Origin of the sequence: Sphingobacterium sp. MYb382, from assembly GCF_037572665.1 — a bacterium.
Taxonomy (GTDB): domain Bacteria; phylum Bacteroidota; class Bacteroidia; order Sphingobacteriales; family Sphingobacteriaceae; genus Sphingobacterium.
On the sequence record NZ_JBBGZT010000029.1, the window covers coordinates 286,641 to 309,309 of the forward strand.

Consider the following 22,669-nt stretch of genomic DNA (forward strand, 5'->3'; position numbering starts at 1 on the left):
TTTACAAGAAAGAGGATAAACTAAGCCTTTTAAAAAAAACAAGCGCAGCTTTTTGGGCTACGCTTGTTCTCTATTTCTTAGTTAAATGCCTTAGGTACGGGTTTCTCCAGTAGATACTGGTAATAGAAACGTACACGCTCTTTAAAGTCATAAGCTGATTTTGAACGATCAAACCCATGTCTACTGCCTGGATAAATCATCAGTTCAAAAGGAACATTACGATCAGTCAACGCATCAACCAACTGCGTCGTGTTTTGTAAATGCACATTATCATCTAAATCACCATGCATAATACGTAATACCCCTTTATATTGATTCGCATAAGTTAATACCGACCCTGCCTTATAGCCTTCAGGATTATCCTGCGGTGTATCCATCCATCTTTCGGTATAATGCGTATCATAAAGCTCCCAGCTTGTTACTGGCGCTCCAGCAATACCAAAATCAAAATAATCAGCTCCTTTTGTCAAAGCTAAACAGGTCATATAACCACCATAGCTATGCCCCGTGATCAGCAATTTATGCGGAGCTACCCATGATTTTGCCTTCAACCACTTTACAACGGTGATATAATCGATAAGCTCCCAATGACCTAAATTGCGGTGCATCAAAGCAACCCCTTGCTTACCAAAATGGCCTGAAGCACGGTGATCACAACTTACCTGAATTACCCCTTCTTGTGCCCAAAATTGATTAGCAGTACCTTTCCACGTATTCTTCACGGTACCCGCATCAGGGCCTCCGTAGATACTCATCACGACAGGATACACTTTATTTACATCGAAATCTACTGGATACGTAATAATAACAGGCAAGTCGAACTTACCATCGTCAGATTTAATAGTGAAATATTCCGTTTTGCCGATTTTATAATCCGCAAAGTCAGTTGCACGACTGTCGGACAACTCTTTAACGATTTTACCATCTTGATCCAATAAAGCAACTTTATTTGGCGTAGAAACATTAGAATAATTCGTAATGAAATACTTGCCATCAGGAGATACTTGCACATTATGCGTGTAGTCACCAAAAGTAAGACGTTTGAAGTTCTTACCCGTATAGTCTACACGGTATAAATCTACAGTAGCCGAATTTTCCTTTCTAGCAGTAAAATAAACCACTTTATTTTTCTCATCGATATACTGTAACGACTGTACTTGCCAATCGCCCGTTGTAATTGGGTTTACCAACGTTCCTGATAGCGTGTATAAATAATAGTGTGCCCACCCCGATTTGTCAGACTTTAAGATATAATGCTTATTGTCGGCAAGGTATGTGATCCGTTCATCATGATCTAAATTAATCCAGCTCGGTTGCTGCTCATCATAAATCTCGCTCTTTTGACCACTAATAGGATTTACGGTGTAAAACTTCAAATTGTTCTGGTCACGGTTCATCCATTGAACCATAATAGACTTACTATCAAAGCTCCAATATGGTTGACCAAAATATTGATCCATTTTTTCATTAAAATCAGCCCATACAACAGGTGAACCTTCCGCCTTTACAAAACCTACCTTAACTTCCGGATTCGCATCTCCAGCTTTTGGGTAGCGTGTTTCTTCTAAATAGCCATGCTGGCCCTTAGATACATAAATGGGGAACATAGGCACTTTGGTATCATCAAAACGCATGAAAGCCAACTGCTTGCTATCTGGAGACCACCAAAAAGCCTTATAATTAGTAGGTCGTCCTAAAATTTCTTCGAAATAAACCCATGACGACCAACCGTTGTAGATTACATCCGTACCATCATTCGTATAGCGCACTTCTTTGCCATCAGCAACATGCACGGCATACAAATCATTTTGACGTGTAAAGGCAACATAGCTACCATCGGGTGATAAAGTCGGGTTTTTCTCCTCCACCTCAGGTGAATTTGTTAAACGCTTAGCATCTCCCTTACCATATTGAATGAAAATATCTTTATCCTTAACGAACACCCCTACGTCAGCCTTAGCAGCCGGTGTATACAAAGCACGCTGGCCTGTTTTTACATGAACACTATAGTCTCGTCCATCTTTAGCATCCGATTCAATATAATGATTGGCATCAGCCCATCCTTTGATTCGATTGATTGGTTTCGTAACGGAATATTCTCTCCCCCATGCTTGAGGAAAGCTTAAAGATTTCGTCTGCCCTTGTGCTGTAGAAAGCAATAACAAGCCAAAGAGCGAACTCAGTATAATTTTACGCATAACTAGACGATTGATTTTTCACGAAAATAACAATATTCAGTCAATTCAACCTACTATAACTGTAACATAATTGCAGGCAAGACAATCAAATATCGCTATGAACTTTATAAAGAATTGACTGACCTGTCGAGCACACTTTATTTTTGAATCTATTATTACACCGCATTAATTTACCGATGCTGCGAACAGGTGGATGCAAAAGGAAAAAGCCTAAATAAAAAAAAGCCACCGAGAGGTGACTTTAAATGTCTTTATGTGTCGTTTGCTTAGAACGTAAAATTGTCCTTTGGAGCATACTCACCATTTTCATAAGTTGGATCATCTAAGTTCGGTTCGTAGCGTTTTTCCACCACCTCTTGGTTACCTTTGATGTATTCAACAACCTCTGTCAATCCTTCAGCAAACTTCTCAAAGTCCTCTTTGTACAAGAAGATTTTGTGTTTGATAAATTGCCCATCTTCGAAACGTTTTTTGCTTTCGGTAATGGTTACATAATAGTCGTTAGAACGAGTAGCCTTTACATCAAAAAAATAAGTACGCTTTCCCGCCCTCACCTTTTTTGAAAATACTTCCTCACGCTCTTTGTTTTCAAAATCTCCCATTAATAGTTAAGTATTTAAGTTTAAATCCTCTTTTCAGTTATAAATATATAATAAATACTTTCAAACAACCAAATTTTATTGAAATAAAAAAAAGTTTTTTTTTAGGACATCGCAACACGCTGCGCCTAAAGGACCTAGTTTGTTTCATTGTGTCAAGAAATTTCACCGAAAAAAAGCAGGTATTCACCGAATAAATGCTATGAATTGCCTATTTTGGCTAACAGATTTATAGGCATTACAATACCTTTGAATCAAATATTAAAGAACAGACAGCAATGGAAAGAGAATATAATACAACGCCACCGGTAAAACCACCTAAAAATAGCAAAAGCGCCACAATAGTAGGTTTCGTCATTGTATTTTTTGGCGTTTCCCTCTTAATGAAAAGCTTAGACTTAGGCTATTGGTTTCCACGTTGGGTCTTCGGGTGGGAGATGATTTTAATCATTATAGGTTTAGTCATTGGCGTAAACTCCAGATTTGAAAAAAAATCGTCTATTATCCTTATTTCTATAGGTGGTTTATTTTTACTGAAAAACATATTTTTTCTTCCTTTCGGTAAAGTAATCCTACCAATCGGAGCTATAATCATCGGATTATTCCTGATTATGCGCAATCGCAGCCAGTCGACGCCTCCTTTTACGCCGCCGACACCTCCACCAACACCAGCACCAACGGACAGACCTCCACATGATGCGGGAGAGTTTGACTGGGACAAACGCGTCGTTAATGATGAAGCTGAAGAAACACCGTTTCAATCTCCGTTTCAACAACAAGCGGAGCCAAATCAGCAGGACTATCAGCAGCAACAACAACAAACACCTCCGCAGTTCAATCTGCATGGGGAGAATTATATCAAAGTAGACTCCATCTTTGGCAACGCCAAAAAAAGAGTGTTCACCAAGAACTTCTTGGGGGGTAATGTAACGAACGTATTTGGAAGCACAGAGATCAACTTCTTGCAAGCTGATATACAGCAACCTGTGGCGCTTGATGTATTTCAACTCTTTGGGAGCACAAAAATTATTGTACCTCCCCACTGGGTAATTGCCACCTCGGTTTCATCAATATTAGGGGAGAACGACGACCGAAGAGTCATACTCGCTTATGCCGTAGATCAAAACAAGTGCCTATACATTACAGGCACTTCGATACTGGGAAATATTACAATTAAAAATAGTTAAGGACGCATGATTTTTAAATTAACTTCAAAGAATCGTCTCGTCCATGCCAGCTCATGGACAATTTGCGTTTTATACTTTTTGCTATCTTATTTTTTACTCTGGTGGGATCACCGGCCAAAGCCGGTGACACCCTATGAGCCAATCATCGGAGCCTTATCCATAACTATTTGTTGCTATCTTATCTATAGCACCTTACAATATTACTTACCAAGAAAAAATCAATACCTAAAAATAACCTTAATCTGTTTCATATTAACTGCCGTTAGTATCGGTTTATGCTTATTTTTCTTAAAACAATTTTTTGATGACATCTCACTAAACCACTTCTTTGAAGTGCTGCCTTATCGTTTCATCATCAACTTCCTTTTACTACTTTGTGTCATTATCATCAATATATTCTGGAACATACAGGAAGAATATGAAGAAAATAAAAAACGTAAAGAAGAATCGGAGCGCATTCTGCGCGATGCGGAGCTCTACAATTTAAGACAACAATTGCAGCCCCACTTTTTGTTCAACAGCTTAAACTCCATCATTGCGCTTATTGGCATTAAACCTGATGAAGCGCGCAACATGACTTTCCAATTGTCGGATTTTCTGCGCGGCACCATGCGTAAAGATGATAAACAGCTGATTCCACTAAACGATGAAATAAGTCACCTACGTCTATACTTGGATATTGAAAAAGTACGCTTCGGACATCGATTAAGCACCACCTTCAACCTACAAGAAGAAGCGCAGTCGGCACGTGTACCTTCTATGATTGTACAGCCTCTTATGGAAAATGCAATCAAATTTGGCCTTTACAATGTTATCGGTCATGTAGAAATAACCATGGATATACGCCTGGACAATCATATGCTCTACATCACCATAACCAACCCTTTTGATAACGATCAGTTTGAAACAAAAAAAGGAACAGGCTTCGGGCTATCCAGCATACAAAGACGTTTGTTCTTACTGTATGGAAGAACCGACCTCCTCGATGTCACTATCAAGAACAATATATTTATCTCTACCCTAAAAATCCCTCAATATGATTAAGACCATTATTATCGATGATGAACCGCTAGCACGCCTAATTATCATGGAATATCTAAAACAGTATGATGATATTCAAATTGTAGCCGAATGTGGTGATGGATTCGAGGGAGCCAAAGCTATTCAGCAGTTTCAACCAGACCTTGTATTTTTAGATATACAAATGCCGAAGCTTACCGGGTTTGAAATGCTAGAAATTCTAGACGAAATTCCGAATGTCATCTTCACCACAGCCTTTGATGAATATGCGATTAAGGCATTCGAAAAAAATGCTATCGACTATATGCTGAAACCGATAAGCAAAGACCGCTTTGAACAAGGACTATCCAAATTCAGACTTTCTTTTGCGCAGCAAAGTAAGCCTAATACCATCGAGAAGGTTAGCGCCATTACCGAGGAGGAATCGTTAGAACGTATCGTTGTTAAAAACGGAACTCAAATTAAGATTATCCCTGTACAACAAGTGATATTTTTAGAAGCGTATGATGACTACGTAAAAATACATACTAAGGATGGCCTCTTCTTGAAGAATAAAACCATGAGTTCTTTTGAAAAGCAACTTGACCCAAAACAGTTTGTACGCGTACATCGCTCCTTCATTGTAAAGGTCGATCAACTGGCTAAAATAGAGCCGCTGGAGAAAGAAAGCTATATCGCTACCCTCCTTAACGGTGAAAAAGTAAATATCAGTAAATCTGGGTATGCGCGTTTAAAACAAATTATTGGCTTATAAACAATAGTTTGTAATTTTGCAGCTATGAAGTATATTCTTAGCATAGCATTGATTGCAAGCAGCATTTTTTTTGTTAAAGGTCAAAGTAAAGAAGAACAAATTAATAGAGCTCTTTTCAACAAAATAGAGTTCTTTATCAACTCCCAAAAAACGGACTCTGTCTATAATTTAGCGGCAGACAATTTTAAAGAAGCGATAAGCGGGGATAAATTCGCCTTTACACTCCAAGGTTTTTACCAGTTGGGAAGAATTAAGGATGCGCAGCTTTTGGAATTTAAAGATGGTAAAGGAATTTATCTACTCGAATTCCCGAACAACTTTATTCAATTAACGCTCAGTGTTAACGATGAAAACAAGTTTGATGGACTGCTCCTAGCACCCGGAAAACGCCCTACAGTTCAAGTAGAAAAAACAGTAATAAGTCAAGTAGAGAAAATATCTCCACTTGACTTCTATATCGATTCCGTAGCCAATACCTACGCTAAGCAGCAAAATACCCAATCTTTAGCGATAGGCGTTTTTCATAACAACAGCTACAAATCCTATTTCTATGGTGCTACACATAAAGGAGGCACTACGCTACCTACGGAAAATACAATCTACGAAATAGGGTCTATCACCAAAGTATTCACCTCCGTGCTATTGGCCGACTTGGTGACAAAAAATCAAATTCAACTGGATGACCCTATCATCAAGTACCTTCCAGACTCCCTAGCGGGAAACCCCGACTTGCGTAAGATAACCTTTAAAGAACTGGCCAACCATAGCGCTGGATTGCCACGCCTACCGGCCAACTTGGATAAAGTACCGGGCTTCAACATGAACGACCCTTATGCATCATATGATCGCAAAGCGCTATTCAGCTTCTTAAAAAGCTATAAAGCCAAGCCTGAAGAGATAGGTCAATATGCGTACAGCAACTTGGGCACGGCACTTTTAGGAGAACTAGTAGCAATTATTAGTAAAAAGACGTACATGCAGTGTGTGAAAGACGTTATCCTGACACCGCTACAAATGACAAGCACAACAGACAAACCGGATGCTAAAAATGTAAACTTTATTCCTGTATATAATGAAAAGGGTGAAGCAGTGCCTGCATGGAATTTCCTAGCGATGGCACCTGCTGGCGGTCTGAAATCAAGCCTTAGAGATATGATGCTATTCGCCGTAGAGCAATTTAAGATGCCTCTTAATGGGCTTCAAAATGCGATGGCCTTAACACGTGAGTTTACCATGGCTACGCCGCATAATATTGATTTAGGCCTCGCTTGGCATATGAGTATGGCCGATCAAGGCGTATACTTCTGGCATAATGGTGGAACCGGAGGAAGCCGTTCATTCATAGGGCTATCTCCGGATACCAAGACCGCTATTGTTGCTCTTTCCAACTCGGCAGAATCCGTAGATGAAATTAGCATAGCGATATTAGAAAAACTAATGGAAACTAAAGATTAACGCAGAAAAGGAACAATCTTTTTCGCGTCATTCTCTCCTTGAAAATCTTTGATTAAGTTCTTGCTCGCAGCATCAAAAACATACGTTGCTGGATAGCTGCTGGGCATGAACTTTTCCATAAACTCTACCCCTGGATCCTGCCAAAAGGATACATTCTTTTTATCTTTCAAACCTTTAGCATATTTACTGATATACGTATCCACATACGTCTTCTCATTCATCGTAATAAAAAAGATCTGGGCAGCACCAAAAGATGCATACTCCTTAGAAATACTAACTCCCAATTCCTGACAGTGACCACAGCCAGGATCATAAAAAACAAAAACTATCTTGCCTTTCGCAGGTAATGATTGCTGCAAAATCTTACTGGAATTATCAATACTATGAATAGTGCCTATTGCAGGGAGCTTCTTCACGCTTTGCGCAAAGCTAAATAAGGGTACACATAGAAAAAGTAGGAAAAGTCGCTTCACTGTCATGATTTGTTTCATTTTTCAAGAGTTAGAGTTCAATACACCTATAAACACGCGGTATTCTCCGAAAAATACTATATATTTGATTACGAATCAATATTTACAGAACAAAATTTCATTATCGTGAAAAAACGCATAGCTATTTTTGCTTCAGGCTCAGGTTCAAATGCTCAAAAAATTATGGAGCATTTTAAATATTCTAACCTTGTCGAAGTGACCTTAGTCTTAAGCAACAACCCTGATGCTTACGTACTACAACGCGCAGATAATTTTGAAATCCCGTCTCACGTATTCGATAGAAAAACATTCTACGAAACAGACGAAATTGTAGAACTATTGAAGCGTTTGGAAATTGACCTTGTTGTTCTTGCAGGCTTCCTATGGCTTGTGCCGGGCAACCTACTAAAAGGCTTTCCGAATAAGATAATAAACATCCACCCTTCCCTATTACCAAAATTCGGCGGCAAAGGTATGTATGGCGACAAAGTGCATAAAGCCGTTTTAGAAGCTGGCGAAGAAGAACATGGAATCACCATTCACTTTGTGAACGAGAACTTTGATGAAGGTGAAGTTATTCAACAAGCGAAATTCAAAGTTGAGCCTGGTGACACGCTAGAGATTCTGAAATTTAAAGGACAGCAGCTAGAGCATCAATACTTCCCAAAAGTAATCGAAAATCTTACTAAAAAATACAATTAGCCATCCGCGAAGCGGTGATTGATTGTAAAACAGGTAAAGAGGGGCCGTTTTAATTGAAAATAAAGCAAATAATATCCGCTTTATTCTTATCTTTGCGGCTCCAAATAGATAACAATGAATCATCCTGTTAAGATTAAAAATGCTTTGGTGTCCGTGTATTACAAAGACAACTTAGCGCCTCTAATTCAACTACTAAACAAGTACGGAGTTACTTTCTACTCTACAGGCGGTACGGAAGCTTTTATCCGCGAGCAAGGTGTTGATGTAGTCCCTGTTGAAGATTTAACAAGTTACCCTTCGATCCTTGGTGGTCGTGTAAAAACGTTACACCCAAAAGTGTTCGGTGGTATCTTGGCTAGACGTCCGCTAGAAAGCGACCAACAACAATTAGCCCAATATGAAATTCCAGAAATCGACCTTGTTATTGTCGACTTGTACCCTTTCGAAGAAACGGTAGCTTCTGGTGCAGCGGCTCAAGATATTATTGAGAAAATCGATATCGGTGGTATCTCTTTAATTCGTGCTGCAGCAAAGAACTTCAATGATGTCGTAATCATCTCTTCAAAAAATGATTATACCGAATTAGAAGAAATCTTAGCGAATCAAGAAGGTGCAACAACAGTAGAGCAACGTAGAGAATTTGCTAAACGTGCGTTCAACACATCATCGCACTACGACACGGCAATTTTCAACTACTTCAACCAAGAAAACCCGCTACCTGTTTTCAAACAATCAATTCAAGACGCACAAACGTTACGTTACGGAGAAAACCCACACCAAAAAGGAGTATTCTACGGCGACTTAGATGCGATGTTTACAAAACTAAACGGTAAAGAGCTTTCTTATAACAACCTAGTTGATGTAGATGCTGCTGTAGCTATCATCGATGAGTTCGAAGAGCCTACATTTGCTATCTTAAAGCATACAAACGCTTGTGGCGTAGCTTCACGTGCATCCGTAAACGAGGCATGGACAGCAGCTTTAGCTTGCGATCCAGTATCTGCTTTCGGTGGTGTATTAATTACCAACGGTGAAGTAAATAAAGAAACAGCAGAAGATATAAATAACCTTTTCTTTGAAGTATTGATCGCTCCTTCTTATTCAGAAGATGCATTAGCAATCCTTACCGCTAAGAAAAACCGTATCATCTTACAGCGTAAAGCAGTAGAGTTACCAACATCTACCTTCAAAACCTTATTGAATGGCGTTATCCTTCAAGATAAAGACAACGTTATCGAAGGCCCTGAAGCCATGACAGCAGTAACGACAACAGCACCTACAGAAGCTCAATTGAAAGACCTACACTTCGCTAACAAAATTGTGAAGCACACAAAATCAAATACGATTGTGTTTGCTAAAGATGGTACATTAATCGCTTCTGGCGTTGGACAAACATCTAGAGTAGATGCATTAAAACAAGCTATTGAGAAAGCACTTTCTTTTGGATTTGAAGTTAAAGGTAGCGTAATGGCTTCCGATGCTTTCTTCCCATTCCCTGACTGTGTGGAAATTGCTGCTGATGCTGGCGTAACTGCCGTATTACAACCTGGAGGTTCAATCAAAGACCAGTTATCTATCGATAAGTCTAACGAAAAAGGCTTAGCTATGGTAACAACAGGCGTGAGACACTTTAAACACTAATCGCCGAAAAGCGATCTGCATAAAAAAGGGCTATCCAATACTATGGATAGCCCTTTTTCGTAGGTTACGCTTGGCCTTACAAAAAGCCCAGCAACCAATACACAATAACAAAGCCTAGTAGAAAAAATAAACATCCTTTCACCACTTGCTTCGGTGGACGATTGCCAATCAAATCTCTAAAAAATCTATTCATCGACTTATCTTAATTACCTAAATAAAAATACCTGCTTGCTCCTTGAGGATATCACGAACAAGTAATTTCCCTTCAAAATATGCTTTTAACTCACGACCATCACCATGGATAGTCCAAATCTGCTTAGGTTTCACTGCATCAATATAATGAAGGATATCGCTCCAATCCACATGGTCAGAGATATATAAAGATATATCATTCTGCTGCTGTAAACGCTCCCAGCCTGAGGCAAAAGCACGCAACACACCCTTAGCCCTAAAGTAACTATTAAAAGTCAAAGGTGGCACCAAATAGATCTTATTCTGCTTGCCGTCTTTCATAGCCTTACGATTGTAAAGGCTATACTTGAGTTTTATAGGCCCTAGCTCATCATAAAGCTGATGTACCGCATGCATCTTATGATGTACCAATACTTCGCGCTCCGGAAGGTAACGATTAATCAATTCAGTCAAGCGCTGTGCTTTCCCAAGCACATAACAGCCCAGCATAATATTGCTTGGCTTATCTTTTAACTTTAAAATCTCTTGTTCCGGATCAGGATGCTGAACGGATGGATTTGCAAAGGTAGACTCCGTAATCAACACGTCAGCCGTTACCATCGTAAGCGGCTCGCATGTAGGGTCAGCCTGCAACTTATAATCGCCCGTATACAGGTAACGAACACCTTTATATACCATCAATATCTGCGCAGACCCTAATATATGACCGGCCGTAACAAAGGTTATAGCAACCTCCTCTAACGTAAACGTATCATTGAAAGAAACCGTATTCACGCTTGCTTCAGGCAGTTTACCAAACTTATTACGCATAAAAGCGAACGTCGCCACCGTAGCCCATAGCTGCTTGTGCCCCATCGTAGCATGATCACCATGCGCATGTGATATCAGATTGCGCTGTACAGGTGAAAGGGCATCAATATAAAAATTGCCATAACGGCAATAATAACCAAACTCGGTTTTAACTAAAAAGTCTTCTAAAATTTCACTCATTTTTTATATTCCTCCAGGAATCGATAATGCAAGTTTAATACCTGCTCCAACAAAGGTTCATGTTCATCATTCACAATGATGAAATCTGCCATTGTCTTTTTTTCCTGATCTGTTTTTTGCTTTTTAATACGATCTATTACTTGTTCTCGGCTGACTTGATCTCTAGACATAACACGCGCTATACGTAAATCCTCAGGAGCAACAACCAAGATGGTATAGTCTAATTTTTTGTAGGAGCCACTTTCAAAGAGCAAGGCTGCTTCTTTCAAGGAGTACGGCCCTCGCTGCTTAGCACTCCATTCTTCGCCATCCTTAATAACCGCAGGATGGACAATCCCATTCAAGATATCAAGCTTCGCTTGATCACGAAATACAACCGATGAAAGATAAGGACGATCTAGATGACCATCCGGCAGATAAACCTGTTTGCCAAAGGCCGCAATCAAATCGGCACGAACGGCATCACTTTCCTCCATAATGTTGCGCGCTACGCGATCAGCATCATAAAAGGGCACACCCAGCGCCTTGAATATCTTGGCTACATAGCTCTTTCCGGAGCCAATACCGCCAGTAATACCTATCTTTAAGCCCATTTACTTTCTAACAAAAAAATCTATATTCTGTGGTTCAATACTTATCAACTCGCAATAAGGAGGTATTTTCGTTAACAACACAGGAAGTGTCTTCACTTGGTTTTTCTCCCAACTTTCCATATCAACGATAGCTTCGAAATCACGAGCCGTCCATTTATTATAGTCTTTCAAAGAAACCAAAAAGGTAACCTTCACCTTCGATGGAATCGTACGTACAGACGTATAACGCTCCCCATTCTCAACCCGAAGAGGTATTTCGATTATTTTCTCCGTAATCTCTCCAATCGGTACGGTCACCTCCGAGAAAGTTGGATAGATGGTAATATTATTCTTTTGATGCTTATTCAGATAAGCAATAGTACGCACATCAGCGCCTACAGACGTTCCACGAATCGTATCCGTTTCTAGAAAGTCAATATTAGCAACATCCTCCAAAGGGCCCGTCACGGTTACATACTCCGGATTAACACGCGTATCACCAATAATACCATACTGCTTCTTAAACTGTAAGCTATAGACAGGTTTCACTGGAACCTTACGTTGTGTTTGTTTAGAAAAATCGAAAAATAACGTATCGGGACTTACAGATACAACCTGATTGTCGGTAGGAAACTGTCGGTTAATATACCCTAGCTGGTTGGTGAATACAATAAAACTACGGGTACGCAAGCCGCTCAAGTCTACTTGCACCTGCGGCGTATCGGGATAAAGCTTCTTTAGAAAGATTTTCCAGCCACTCATCTTCATATGCACACTTACCGTATCGGATTGTAGTGGGTGAAAAGCTTTTTGCTCCGGGATATTCACATACGATATACCCGCTTTAATGGTATAGGTCTGCTCACTGGAAATAGCAATCAATAACCAAGCAAGAAAAGATATAACAATGCATCGCAAAAAAATTGCAATTTTTCGTTGTCTTACCTTAGCTCTTCTTGGTTGCGCCATATTAGCAAAGGTAACACTTCAACTCAGTAAACACAACGGCTGTATAAGATATATCCGTAAGGGTACGCAGCTCATAAAAAAAACAAAAGAGCCATTCCCAAAAGGAATGGCTCTTTGTTATACTGTGTTTTAAATTACTTCTTTTCAGTATCGTTGTTTGCTGCTTTTGAAGCGTCTAAAGCAATCGCCGATTTATCAAAACGTAATTTCACGCCAGAACCTACATCTACTAAAAAAGTCGTTTCGCTAACCTCAACGATACGACCGTGGATACCAGCTGTAGTAACCACTTTAGAGTTTACACCAAGTTCTTGGATATATTTTTTGTGATCTTTCTGTTTTTTCATTTGCGGTCTGATCATGAAAAAGTAAAATACCACAACGATTAAAACCATTGGTAAAAAACTCATCAATCCGCCTCCCGCTGGCGCTGCTTGCAATAAAAATGTTGTCATCATTTAATATAAATAAAAGTATTAAAAGCTAAAAGTAAAGATTTAAACGTTAAAATACAAGATTCTTTCTATTTAGCAAGCACTTCTCCTTTTAACTGTACCGTTGTTACACCTGGCGTAGCATTCGAAACAACCGTTACAATTTTCTGTTGTTTACCAACCTGACCATTACTATCAAAGCTCACTTTAATCTCTCCTTTTTTGCCTGGCAACACGGGTGTTTGTGTAAACGAAGGTGTAGTACACCCGCAAGAAGCAGAAACCTGTGATAAAATAATAGGCGCTTTACCTTCATTCACAAAAGAATAAGTATGCTCTACGATAGCTCCTTCTTTTATCGTACCAAAGTCATAAGCATTTTCTTCAAAGACTATTTTCCCTGTATCGGCAGCATTAACTACTGCTGTTGTACCTGTAGAATCCGAAGCACCCGCTTCTTTTTGTGAATTTGTATTTCCGCAGGCCACAAAGCTCACTGCTGCGAAAGCCATAAGGCTAAGTTTTAGTATGTTATTCATTGATATATGTGTGTTAAATATGTTTTTCAATCCAATAAAACGTAATCCAATAAATCGCTATATCCCTTGCCCGACCTACAGCAGTTACTTTTAGTCTTTCAACCCGCGTCCTGATTTTTGGATTCTTCCTTGTTCGTTCAACTCCGCTAATATTTTATCTAAGATACCGTTGATAAACGTATTACTCTTCGATGTACTGAACGCTTTAGAAAGCTCAATATACTCATTAATAGTAACTTTAACAGGAATAGAAGCGAAATTAATCAACTCCGAAATCGCCATACGCATCAATAAATTATCAATTAAAGCGATACGATCCGACTCCCAGTTTTTTGTTTTCAAGGAAATCATCTCTTGATATTCACTCTCATAGCGAACCGTTGATTTCAACAAGTCACTAACGAACGTGCTATCCTCATCCCAGTTAGGTGTTAAATCTGCTAATTTATTAAGAGCAGGATTTTCACTACTAAAGTTTTTAAATGTTTTAGCAATCATCGCTTGCAACACTTCTTTATCAACTGGCCAGTTGATAAAACGTGATTCCAATGCTTGCTCAATATCTGTTGATTTTAAGATGATCTTTTTAAAGATAAACTTAATAATATCTTTTTCTACAGCAATAGAACGGTCCTCTTGTTTCAAATAAGCAAGATACTCTTCTGTTTCCTTTAACTGTGAATAAATAGAACGCGCAATCTCAGGGTCGAATGACCAAGAAACATCGTATCTTTTCACACACTCCAAATAGTTTCTATTTTGGCGTAAGGATTCAATAAAACTGTTGTTGTTTAATTTGGTCGTGTAGACCTTATCTTTTTCAGTAGGAAGGAACTTGTTTGCTCTTCCCTCGGCATCAATCAAAACATACTCAGCAACCTCATCAAGTAGATTTAAGGTCCAGATGTACATTTGATTTACTTCATCAACACTGGTAAACAGTGCCTTTTCAAAATCTTTAACCTGCTTATCTTCCGATAAACTGTACGCATAAAGCGTTTGCATGACTTTCACCCGTAGGTGTCTTCTATTAAGCATAATTTAATTTAAAGAACGATTGTATATAAATAAGAACGTATTATACTTGTTTTTAATATTTTATTCCGCAGCCCAACCAAGCAAATAGCTTGCTATCGGCTAATCAGGCTGCGAAAGTACTAAATATGAATTATCTTTTCAATTTTTTAATGTCAAAAATTCGTTGCTCAGCCAATTGCTTAGCCGCATCAAAGGTTGTAATGTTATCCTCTCTAGACTTTTGAATAACGTGTCGAGTGGCATTATAAATATTTTTCACTAAGGTTTCCGTACGGTCATTGCCATGCCCCTCCAACTCCGAATAGCAGCTAATCAAGGCACCAGCATTAATTAGAAAATCAGGCGTATACAAGATATCGTGCTCTTTCAACAGCTTGTTGGTAAGCTCTTCATCTTTCAACTGATTGTTGGCCGAGCCCGCTATAATCTTACAACGCATGCGTGGCACCGTCTCCGGATTTACCGTTCCTCCTAAAGCACATGGCGCGTATACATCCGCATCCAATTCAAAGCTCGTAGAATACGTGATAGGCTCCGCTTTATACTTAGCAGCTATTTTCAGCTTACGCTCCTCCGTCATATCAGAAACATAAACTCGTGCATTTTCAGCACGCAGCATACTCACCAACTGCTCGCCGATGCTCCCTAAACCTTGAACGGCAACTTTACGTCCCGCTAGGCTATCATCGCCATAAAGCTCTTTAATAGCCGCTTTAATACCGTAGAAAACTCCGCGTGCCGCGAATACAGAATTGTCTCCTCCCCCATTTAACGAAGCCGGTAAACCAGCTACATAATTGGTTTCCGACAGCATGTATTCCAAATCCTTCTGTGTCGTACCAATATCCGTGGAAGCAATAAAATTGCCATTTAATCCCTCCACAAACTGCGCAAAACGACGCATCAACAACTCAGACTTATCCGTACGGTGGTTACCAATAATAATCGCACTTCCTCCGCCCAAATTCAGTCCCGCTAAAGACGCTTTGTAGGTTATGGCATGTGACAAGCGTAAAGCGTCATCAACAGCGTCACCGATTGTTTCATACGGCAACATACGAACGCCACCAATAGCTGGCCCTAAAGTTGTATCATGGATAGCAACGATGGCTTGCAAACCGATGGATTCATCTTGACAAAAATAAAGATTTTGATGGCCAGAAAGGCTCATCTGCTCAAAAACTGAAGGATGTTTTATCTCCATAACACTTTGAAATGCTAATATTTATAAATACTACAACAAAAGTAGGAAATATTTTGCGGACCACTTTACGAGACGTAATATTTAGTACAATTGAAAAGCATTGTCATTTTTGATACATTTTTGATATGGAGATAGCACATCGTTTAAAATTTTACCCTTACATTTGTTTGCGATGAAAGAATTAGCGTATCTGAATAAATACTTTTACAAATACCGTTGGCAAGTTATTCCGGGAATTTTGTTTGTTATCATATCAAATTACTTTGGAATACTACCCGCAAAAGTTATTCGTGAAGCATTCGATTTAGTCAAAGAAAATATTGACTTATACCGACTTTACGATGGTTTTGAACGTCAAGATTTGGTATACCAAGTTTTTGGTAGCAGCCTTTTATTTTTTGGTGCTGTCGTTTTTATCCTTTCATTACTACGTGGGATATTTCTATTTTTAATGCGTCAAACGCTGATCCTTACCTCTCGCCGTATTGAGTACGATTTAAAAAACGAAATCTATGAACATTACCAGGCCTTAGATTTCTCCTTCTTCCGTAAGAATAATACGGGAGATATGATGAATCGTGCTACCGAAGATGTGAATCAGGTACGTAACTACCTCGGACCAGCAATTATGTATGCGGTCAATACGGTGGTCCTTTCCATTATGATTATCTACGCCATGTATGATGTCAATGCGAAACTAGCGACCTATGCACTTCTTCCAATTCCGGTTTTATCGGTTGTTATTCTGTATGTTAATAAGATGATCAACCTGAGAAGCGAGCGTATCCAAAGGCAGCTATCTACGTTGTCTTCTTTCGTACAGGAAACATTCTCTGGTATCCGTGTTATTAAATCATATAGCCGTGAGGAAGAGAAAATGAAGGTCTTTGCTGATGAAAGTAACACCTACAATAAGGTATCGCTAGACCTAGTACGCATTCAGGCTGTCTTTTTCCCTTTAATTATCTTTTTAGTAGGCTTCAGTACAATTATAACTGTTTACGTTGGTGGTATCGAAGTTAATAACGGTAGCATAACTGCCGGAAATATTGCAGAGTTTATTATCTACGTAAACCAACTGACATTCCCAGCGATGTCATTGGCGTGGGTAACCTCCCTATTTCAGCGTGCCGCGGCTTCACAAAAGCGTATTAACGAGTTTTTAAAGACTGAACCTGAAATTATTGATGGCCAGTTAGCAAAACCGCTGACAGGAGAAATTAAAGTAGAAAATTTAAACTTTACCTATCCAGAGACAGGCATAAAAGCCATAGTTAATGTATCCTTCTCCATTGAAAAGGGTAAAACATTAGCGATTATTGGACGCACAGGTTCTGGAAAATCAACCTTAGCGAACTTACTCCTTCGCATGTATGATGCTGATTCAGGAAATATACAGTATGACGCAACAGATTTAAAAACATTAAAAATCGAAAACTTAAGAGCACAAATTGGTTTTGTACCGCAACAAGTTTTCTTATTCTCAGATACCATAGCACGCAATATTGCATTTGGGCTTGATGAGCTTGATATGCCACGCGTGGAGCAGGCTGCTAAAGATGCGGCGGTTTACGAAAATATTATAGGCTTCGATGAAGGCTTTGAAACGGCTATCGGTGAACGTGGAATTATGCTTTCCGGCGGACAGAAACAGCGTGTATCTATTGCTCGTGCATTGGTGAAAGACCCACAAATTCTAATATTTGACGACTGTTTGTCTGCAGTGGATACCAAGACCGAAGAAGAAATTCTATCAAACTTGAGTCGTATTATGAAAAATAAAACAACAATTTTCATTGCGCACCGTGTATCGACCATTAAAAATGCAGATCATATTCTAGTACTTGATCAAGGTCAGATTATAGAACAGGGAACACATGCTCAATTGATGGCTAAAGGTGGGGAATATTTCGAGTTGCACGAAAAACAACTCTTAGAGGCAGAATAAAACTATTTCAACTGGTTAATATATTCCTTAGGGGTTATATTGTATACCGCTTTAAATAGCTCACTGAAATGAGTTGTATTTGAAAAGCCATACTCACTAGCGACCTCCGTAATATTGATACCTCCATTTTCCAGCATTTCTTTAGCTGACGCTAATTTGTTCTGCAAAAAGAAGCTGTTTGGACTTTGAGAGGTAACTTTCTTAAATAAATGCTTAAACTTAGTTGCTGACATATGCGCCCGATCAGCTAACAAATCAATTCCAGGAAAGGAACCTTTCAATATGGTAAGCAGGTGCATCTGTGATTCAAAAATAGACTCAAGATCTTCCGTAGTAGCTTTATCTATCTGAATTTTATCGCTCTCCTTTATTTGCTGCATGTATTCAGCCATAAGCTGATATACAGTGCCTGTAGCAAAATGACTATAGAGCTCTCCATACACAGGAAGCTTGCGTAGCTCATTGATTAACCACCAACTGCGGTTCGTCATGCGGTCACTACGAATAACAAGATTTGAACCCGGATGAAAAATCAACTCCAAGATATGCTGGTAATCATCTATTTTCTTCAAGTAGTTTAAGTAGACCGATTTCTTTATAAAAATCGACACCACGAAGGTCCTTGTTCCCTTTTTCACAATGTAATCGCCATTGATGGAGCTATCCAGAATGGACAGATTATGAACACGACGACCAATCAATGACTTTTCACCATCGAGAAAATACATCCCCACATCTTCAGAAAGATTATAATGGATTTCTAAAAAGTCAGACTGCTTATTACGTAGCTTAAAATGAACATCCTCCTTATAAACAGAGTCGTTAATTATATAACTCATGCATTAATCAATTTGATGAACAAAACGAGTCCCCTCAGAAAATAAACCACCAACGAGCAGTCCTTTTCCTTGCATAGTAGCTCCAATAGCCCGAGTATACTCGGGCAGCCAATCTAATTCAACACCAAAACCAATCGTAACCTGTCTGATGTTACTCATCAACTTTTATTTAATAATTCTAATACAAAAGAAAACATAGCGATATTTTGTTTTTTATTTTTCAAAAAAAACAATAAAAATACCCATAGATACAATACATAGAACCATTAAAAGACTCAAGACATTTATTAAATACTCTTTTGAACGCACAACAATCTCCTTATATTTATTAACTAATTATTAACAATTTTAATTAACATATGTTTTAAATATGTTTTAACTTGGCTTAAGACCACTCCTTTTGCGGTCTTGGTTGGAGGAAGGAAACTTAACCTAAGGGACAGATTTTCTCCTTAATCATCGGTTGGCATCACCCATTGATTACCGATACGTATAAGCCGTAGTCCGCGACTACCTTTTGGTCGAGATAATGTTTGAACTTTAGGACGATTCTTTAACTCGTCCATCAATAAAGCAAACATGACTTGAACATCCTTTATTTTTAATTTGATACAGGTGCTGAATGAATTACGCGATAAGCAACGTTGATGTATCCATTCGCCCAAAAATTGGATGTACGGAAACGTATTCCCTTTGCGACTATCTACGGTACAGAATAAGACAAAATCATTTATAGAAGGGGATGACTCTTGACTATAATCAAAGCCTAAGTCCGAAGAAAAAACATGCGCATAGAACTCATCGTTAATCTCAGAAACTCGAATACCGTAGTAAAAAAGATTCTTCAACCGTGCTTCCACCTTTAAAAGAGCAGGGTCATGCACATTTTTAAAGGTCAGCATATAGTCCATCGCATTTAACTGACGAAACAATACCCTCCCTTGTTTTTTTCGGGCATACAACCCTTCGCCAAAAACATTAGCATCTGATTGAGTGATATGAAATGCATGTTTCTCTAAGGCATGCATTAGGTTGGAATACAATACATTCATAAGTCTGTTATCTTTTCCAAAGATACCGGACGAAGAAAAACGGTAAGGCCAAGAAAAGACAATAAACTAACGGAATAAGACCGAAATTCGATAAATTAACCGATGTATCTATTAATAGGTATAGGGCAAAGGAGATTTACCCACATTAGTTGCGCTTACGAATAAAAACATCGCTCGGCTTACTCTCAAAAAAACGCTTAAATAAATAGGCAAAGTGCCCAGGTTTATTGTACCCCAACTCATAAGCGACCTCATTAACATTACGGTAGCTACCGCTCAGCAACATAGATTCGGCCAAACGCAACTTCTCCTTAACGAAGTACTGATTGGGAGAACAGCCTAAAGCTTGTTTAAATAAGGTCTTAAATTTAGAAACCGACATACTAGTCAAGCTGGCTAGATGATCGACTCCGGGAAAAGGGTTTAATAGATGTGTTAATAGATAATTGACGGTTGTCTCAATTTCTTTAGCATCATTGCTCGACATTTTATGTAATAAAGAGTTGAAATCTTTACCGCGATCAATTAGTCGATACAATAGGTGTAAGGCAATACCTTTCAACAAAAATTCAAAAGAAGCATCACGCATATCATTACGACGTAAATCATTAATGAGTAAGGTGCTCTTGCTATCCATGTGCCCATAGTAATAAATAGATTGTCCGGCACCCAAAACCCAATTAGCGACCTCCGTACCTCCAGCTTCCTCCGTCAAACTGACTAACAAGCTTTTTGAAATTAATAAACGCATACCAAACATACGGGCCCCTCTTTGCGTAATCATCTCCCCACCCTCACTCGCATCCATTAAAGCCATATTCAATTTTGCATGATACCCCATTTTATTGGATACACCCGCAACGACATAGGTAGATAGCTCATCGCTAAGATCGAAATAAACCAAATACATGTCATCCGTTTCTACAGGTCTTCGATCAATAACAAGGGACTTCTGAAAAGAGACATCCAGAAGCATAACAGACAAACCGGGCATAACTTCGGCAAAATAACTACCACCCTCCCCTAATTCTTCGGGAAGAAGAATCAGCCGATTATCAATAAGTTCTACTCCTATTTGCGTGGCAAGTTCATACTGCCATTCAGGGCCAAAGGTATATGTATGACTAATTTTTATCATTTATTAATTTTGTTTTAGCATCTCAGGCTACATTCTTTTTTGGTAAAAAGAAAAATCCGAAAAACAATAACATGAAAGACAGTAATTTAACCTTTTTTATCGACAAATTGTTTTATAAAAAATATCACAAAAAAACTATTTATAAATCACTATCTTTCTTTGCACCAATCGGCATTGGGCAGGAAAAATTAAAAACTCGGCATAGATGAATATAGAGAGATTGTAACAAGAAATAAAGAAGAAGAGAGGTTGCGATCACACATCGCCCGAAATAGCCATCGCAAGCCTGCTCTTCTTCAATGGTGTAAAGTTAATGGTCAAAAAAAATGGAGAAAGCCAAATAAAGCCAAAATACTAACAAGAAAAGCCCATAAGAACAAAATGATGGTAAAACATTAACAATCGAGTAGGCTAAAACACCTTATGCCCCTGTAGAGACAAGTATAGAAATGATTTTAAATCCCTACCTTTGCACTTTAATTACAACATATGGATTCCCTTATTTCCTTTCATCATCAACTTGAGCAACATCTACAACAAGAAACCTTTGTAAAACTTGCACTCGGCCATTATAAAGGAGTTGATAAAGACTTAAAAAACATATATATAAAAGTAGCGCTGATTAAAAAACAGCCGATGCTATCCTTTACCTATCGCTTTAAGACACGTGATATCGTTAAAAACTTCACAATATCCGAAGGATTAACAGCTATAGAAAAAGAACTTGCTGAGCATGGTTTCCGCATGGCAACCTTATTCAGTACGGTTGAGAACCTCATCATTGAGCAAAACAAGAAAGGTGAATGGCGCCTGCGTAAAGAGAAAGCAACCCAACTAGCGGTTGCCGATTTAGCCCATGATCGTGCTAAAGAGCGTAAACTACAAAATCCAGATAAGCCCTATCTACAAGCGCTACGCCTGACTGATGCCTCAGGTAAGGTATTCAAAAATGCACAAGATAAATGGAAGCAGATTAATCACTACGTAGACATTCTAAGTAGTATGCTGAATGACTTGCCTACAGATAAACCTATCCATGTGGTTGACATGGGAGCTGGTAAAGGCTATTTAACCTTCGCTCTCTATGACTATCTACGTAATGTAATGCAGCGCGATGCTTCGGTCGTGGGCGTTGAGTATCGTCAAGACCTCGTAGACCTCTGCAATGGTATAGCCCAAGAGACACAATTCGATCAGCTATCCTTTAAACAGGGCACTATTGAGGATTATCAATCGGAGAAACCAATAAATGTACTTATTGCTCTCCACGCCTGCGACACTGCAACAGATGATGCCATTTACCAAGGATTACAACAAAAGGCAGACCTTATTGTTGTTGCTCCATGTTGTCATAAACAGGTACGCCGCGAAATGGAAGCTGGTAAAGCAAAGAATGAATTGGATTTCCTACTGCAACACGGCATTTTCTTAGAGCGCCAAGCAGAAATGTTAACGGATGGCTTACGTGCCTTAATTATGGAGTACCACGGCTACCAAACGAAAGTTTTTCAATTTATAGCAGATGCGCACACGCCGAAAAATGTATTGGTGGTAGGTGTGAGAAAAGAAGTAAACGCCAAAAGACAAGCGGAGATTTTACAAAAAATTAAATCGAGTAAAGCCTTCTTTGGTATTCAGCAGCAGCACCTTGAGACATTGACAGGGCTATCTGCAGCAGTATAAAAGATATGACCATCAGAAGACCAGTTGCTATTTCTTCGTAGACAT

Annotated in this window: 22 protein-coding genes; 8 read left to right on the forward strand and 14 right to left on the reverse strand. The window is 39.0% G+C overall.

Features of this window, described 5'->3' with window-relative positions; translation table 11 throughout:
- Positions 1–77: 77 nt before the first annotated feature.
- On the reverse strand, positions 78–2,198 hold the full coding sequence (locus WH223_RS18930; protein WP_340049433.1) for a S9 family peptidase: 2,121 nt from the start codon (positions 2,196–2,198) through the stop codon (positions 78–80).
- Positions 2,199–2,464: 266 nt separating this feature from the next.
- A complete protein-coding gene (locus WH223_RS18935) occupies positions 2,465–2,800 on the reverse strand; it encodes a DUF3276 family protein (protein WP_340049434.1) in 336 nt (111 codons plus the stop codon).
- 275 nt (positions 2,801–3,075) lie between these two features.
- Here WH223_RS18935 and WH223_RS18940 point away from each other — a divergent pair, with 275 nt between their 5' ends.
- Genes WH223_RS18940 through WH223_RS18955 form a run of 4 tightly spaced genes read left to right on the forward strand, consistent with a single transcriptional unit; the run spans position 3,076 to position 7,213 of the window.
- Positions 3,076–3,984 carry a LiaF transmembrane domain-containing protein gene (locus WH223_RS18940; RefSeq protein ID WP_340049435.1) on the forward strand — a complete coding sequence of 303 codons (909 nt, stop codon included), beginning with the start codon at positions 3,076–3,078 and terminating at the stop codon, positions 3,982–3,984.
- A 6-nt stretch (positions 3,985–3,990) separates the two neighbouring features.
- Positions 3,991–5,028 (forward strand): sensor histidine kinase, encoded by a 1,038-nt coding sequence (locus WH223_RS18945; RefSeq protein WP_340049436.1) that lies wholly within the window; start codon positions 3,991–3,993, stop codon positions 5,026–5,028.
- A complete protein-coding gene (locus WH223_RS18950; RefSeq protein WP_340049437.1) occupies positions 5,021–5,758 on the forward strand; it encodes a LytR/AlgR family response regulator transcription factor in 738 nt (245 codons plus the stop codon). Before WH223_RS18945 ends, WH223_RS18950 begins: the two co-directional genes overlap by 8 nt.
- A 24-nt stretch (positions 5,759–5,782) precedes the next feature.
- Complete coding sequence (locus WH223_RS18955; RefSeq protein WP_340049438.1) at positions 5,783–7,213, forward strand: serine hydrolase domain-containing protein; 1,431 nt, start codon at positions 5,783–5,785, stop codon at positions 7,211–7,213.
- Here the strand turns inward: WH223_RS18955 and WH223_RS18960 are convergent.
- A complete protein-coding gene (locus WH223_RS18960) occupies positions 7,210–7,704 on the reverse strand; it encodes a TlpA family protein disulfide reductase (RefSeq protein WP_340049439.1) in 495 nt (164 codons plus the stop codon). The genes WH223_RS18955 and WH223_RS18960 overlap by 4 nt on opposite strands.
- A 105-nt stretch (positions 7,705–7,809) precedes the next feature.
- Between WH223_RS18960 and purN the strand changes: the two genes are divergently transcribed.
- Both purN and purH read left to right on the forward strand, forming a co-directional pair.
- A complete protein-coding gene (purN, locus tag WH223_RS18965) occupies positions 7,810–8,385 on the forward strand; it encodes a phosphoribosylglycinamide formyltransferase (protein ID WP_340049440.1) in 576 nt (191 codons plus the stop codon).
- 114 nt (positions 8,386–8,499) lie between these two features.
- Positions 8,500–10,026, forward strand: coding sequence for a bifunctional phosphoribosylaminoimidazolecarboxamide formyltransferase/IMP cyclohydrolase (gene purH, locus WH223_RS18970; RefSeq protein WP_340049441.1), 1,527 nt, complete (start codon positions 8,500–8,502; stop codon positions 10,024–10,026).
- Between the two features lie 210 nt (positions 10,027–10,236).
- On the opposite strand, the gene WH223_RS18975 is transcribed toward purH, so the two are convergent.
- The 7 genes from WH223_RS18975 to WH223_RS19005 form a co-directional block, all read right to left on the reverse strand.
- Positions 10,237–11,208 carry an MBL fold metallo-hydrolase RNA specificity domain-containing protein gene (locus WH223_RS18975; RefSeq protein ID WP_340049442.1) on the reverse strand — a complete coding sequence of 324 codons (972 nt, stop codon included), beginning with the start codon at positions 11,206–11,208 and terminating at the stop codon, positions 10,237–10,239.
- Positions 11,205–11,801, reverse strand: coding sequence for a dephospho-CoA kinase (gene coaE / locus WH223_RS18980; RefSeq protein WP_340049443.1), 597 nt, complete (start codon positions 11,799–11,801; stop codon positions 11,205–11,207). The genes WH223_RS18975 and coaE overlap by 4 nt, the downstream gene beginning before the upstream one ends.
- Positions 11,802–12,698 (reverse strand): CdaR family protein, encoded by an 897-nt coding sequence (locus WH223_RS18985; protein WP_340049444.1) that lies wholly within the window; start codon positions 12,696–12,698, stop codon positions 11,802–11,804.
- Between the two features lie 185 nt (positions 12,699–12,883).
- Positions 12,884–13,207, reverse strand: a complete 324-nt coding sequence (gene yajC / locus WH223_RS18990; RefSeq protein WP_340049445.1) for a preprotein translocase subunit YajC — start codon at positions 13,205–13,207, stop codon at positions 12,884–12,886.
- Between the two features lie 65 nt (positions 13,208–13,272).
- A complete protein-coding gene (locus WH223_RS18995; RefSeq protein ID WP_340049446.1) occupies positions 13,273–13,695 on the reverse strand; it encodes a DUF1573 domain-containing protein in 423 nt (140 codons plus the stop codon).
- 117 nt (positions 13,696–13,812) lie between these two features.
- Complete coding sequence (nusB, locus tag WH223_RS19000; protein ID WP_340049447.1) at positions 13,813–14,760, reverse strand: transcription antitermination factor NusB; 948 nt, start codon at positions 14,758–14,760, stop codon at positions 13,813–13,815.
- A 130-nt stretch (positions 14,761–14,890) separates the two neighbouring features.
- Complete coding sequence (locus tag WH223_RS19005) at positions 14,891–15,964, reverse strand: Leu/Phe/Val dehydrogenase (protein ID WP_340049448.1); 1,074 nt, start codon at positions 15,962–15,964, stop codon at positions 14,891–14,893.
- A gap of 172 nt (positions 15,965–16,136) precedes the next feature.
- On the opposite strand from WH223_RS19005, the gene WH223_RS19010 reads away from it, so the two are divergent.
- Positions 16,137–17,912, forward strand: a complete 1,776-nt coding sequence (locus WH223_RS19010; RefSeq protein ID WP_340049450.1) for an ABC transporter ATP-binding protein — start codon at positions 16,137–16,139, stop codon at positions 17,910–17,912.
- Between the two features lie 2 nt (positions 17,913–17,914).
- Here the strand turns inward: WH223_RS19010 and WH223_RS19015 are convergent, their stop codons facing one another.
- The 4 genes from WH223_RS19015 to WH223_RS19030 form a co-directional block, all read right to left on the reverse strand.
- The gene (locus WH223_RS19015; protein WP_340049452.1) at positions 17,915–18,751 is read right to left on the reverse strand and encodes a helix-turn-helix transcriptional regulator; all 837 of its coding nucleotides are present in this window, start codon (positions 18,749–18,751) and stop codon (positions 17,915–17,917) included.
- Between the two features lie 3 nt (positions 18,752–18,754).
- Entirely contained in the window at positions 18,755–18,910 is a 156-nt protein-coding gene (locus WH223_RS19020) for a hypothetical protein (RefSeq protein ID WP_340049453.1), read from the reverse strand.
- A gap of 293 nt (positions 18,911–19,203) precedes the next feature.
- Positions 19,204–19,803: a hypothetical protein gene (locus tag WH223_RS19025; protein WP_340049454.1), complete on the reverse strand. Its 600-nt coding sequence runs from the start codon at positions 19,801–19,803 to the stop codon at positions 19,204–19,206.
- Between the two features lie 145 nt (positions 19,804–19,948).
- Positions 19,949–20,941 (reverse strand): helix-turn-helix transcriptional regulator, encoded by a 993-nt coding sequence (locus WH223_RS19030; RefSeq protein WP_340049455.1) that lies wholly within the window; start codon positions 20,939–20,941, stop codon positions 19,949–19,951.
- Positions 20,942–21,430: 489 nt separating this feature from the next.
- Here WH223_RS19030 and WH223_RS19035 point away from each other — a divergent pair, with 489 nt between their 5' ends.
- Positions 21,431–22,624, forward strand: a complete 1,194-nt coding sequence (locus WH223_RS19035) for a class I SAM-dependent methyltransferase (protein ID WP_340049456.1) — start codon at positions 21,431–21,433, stop codon at positions 22,622–22,624.
- Positions 22,625–22,669 lie beyond the last annotated feature (45 nt).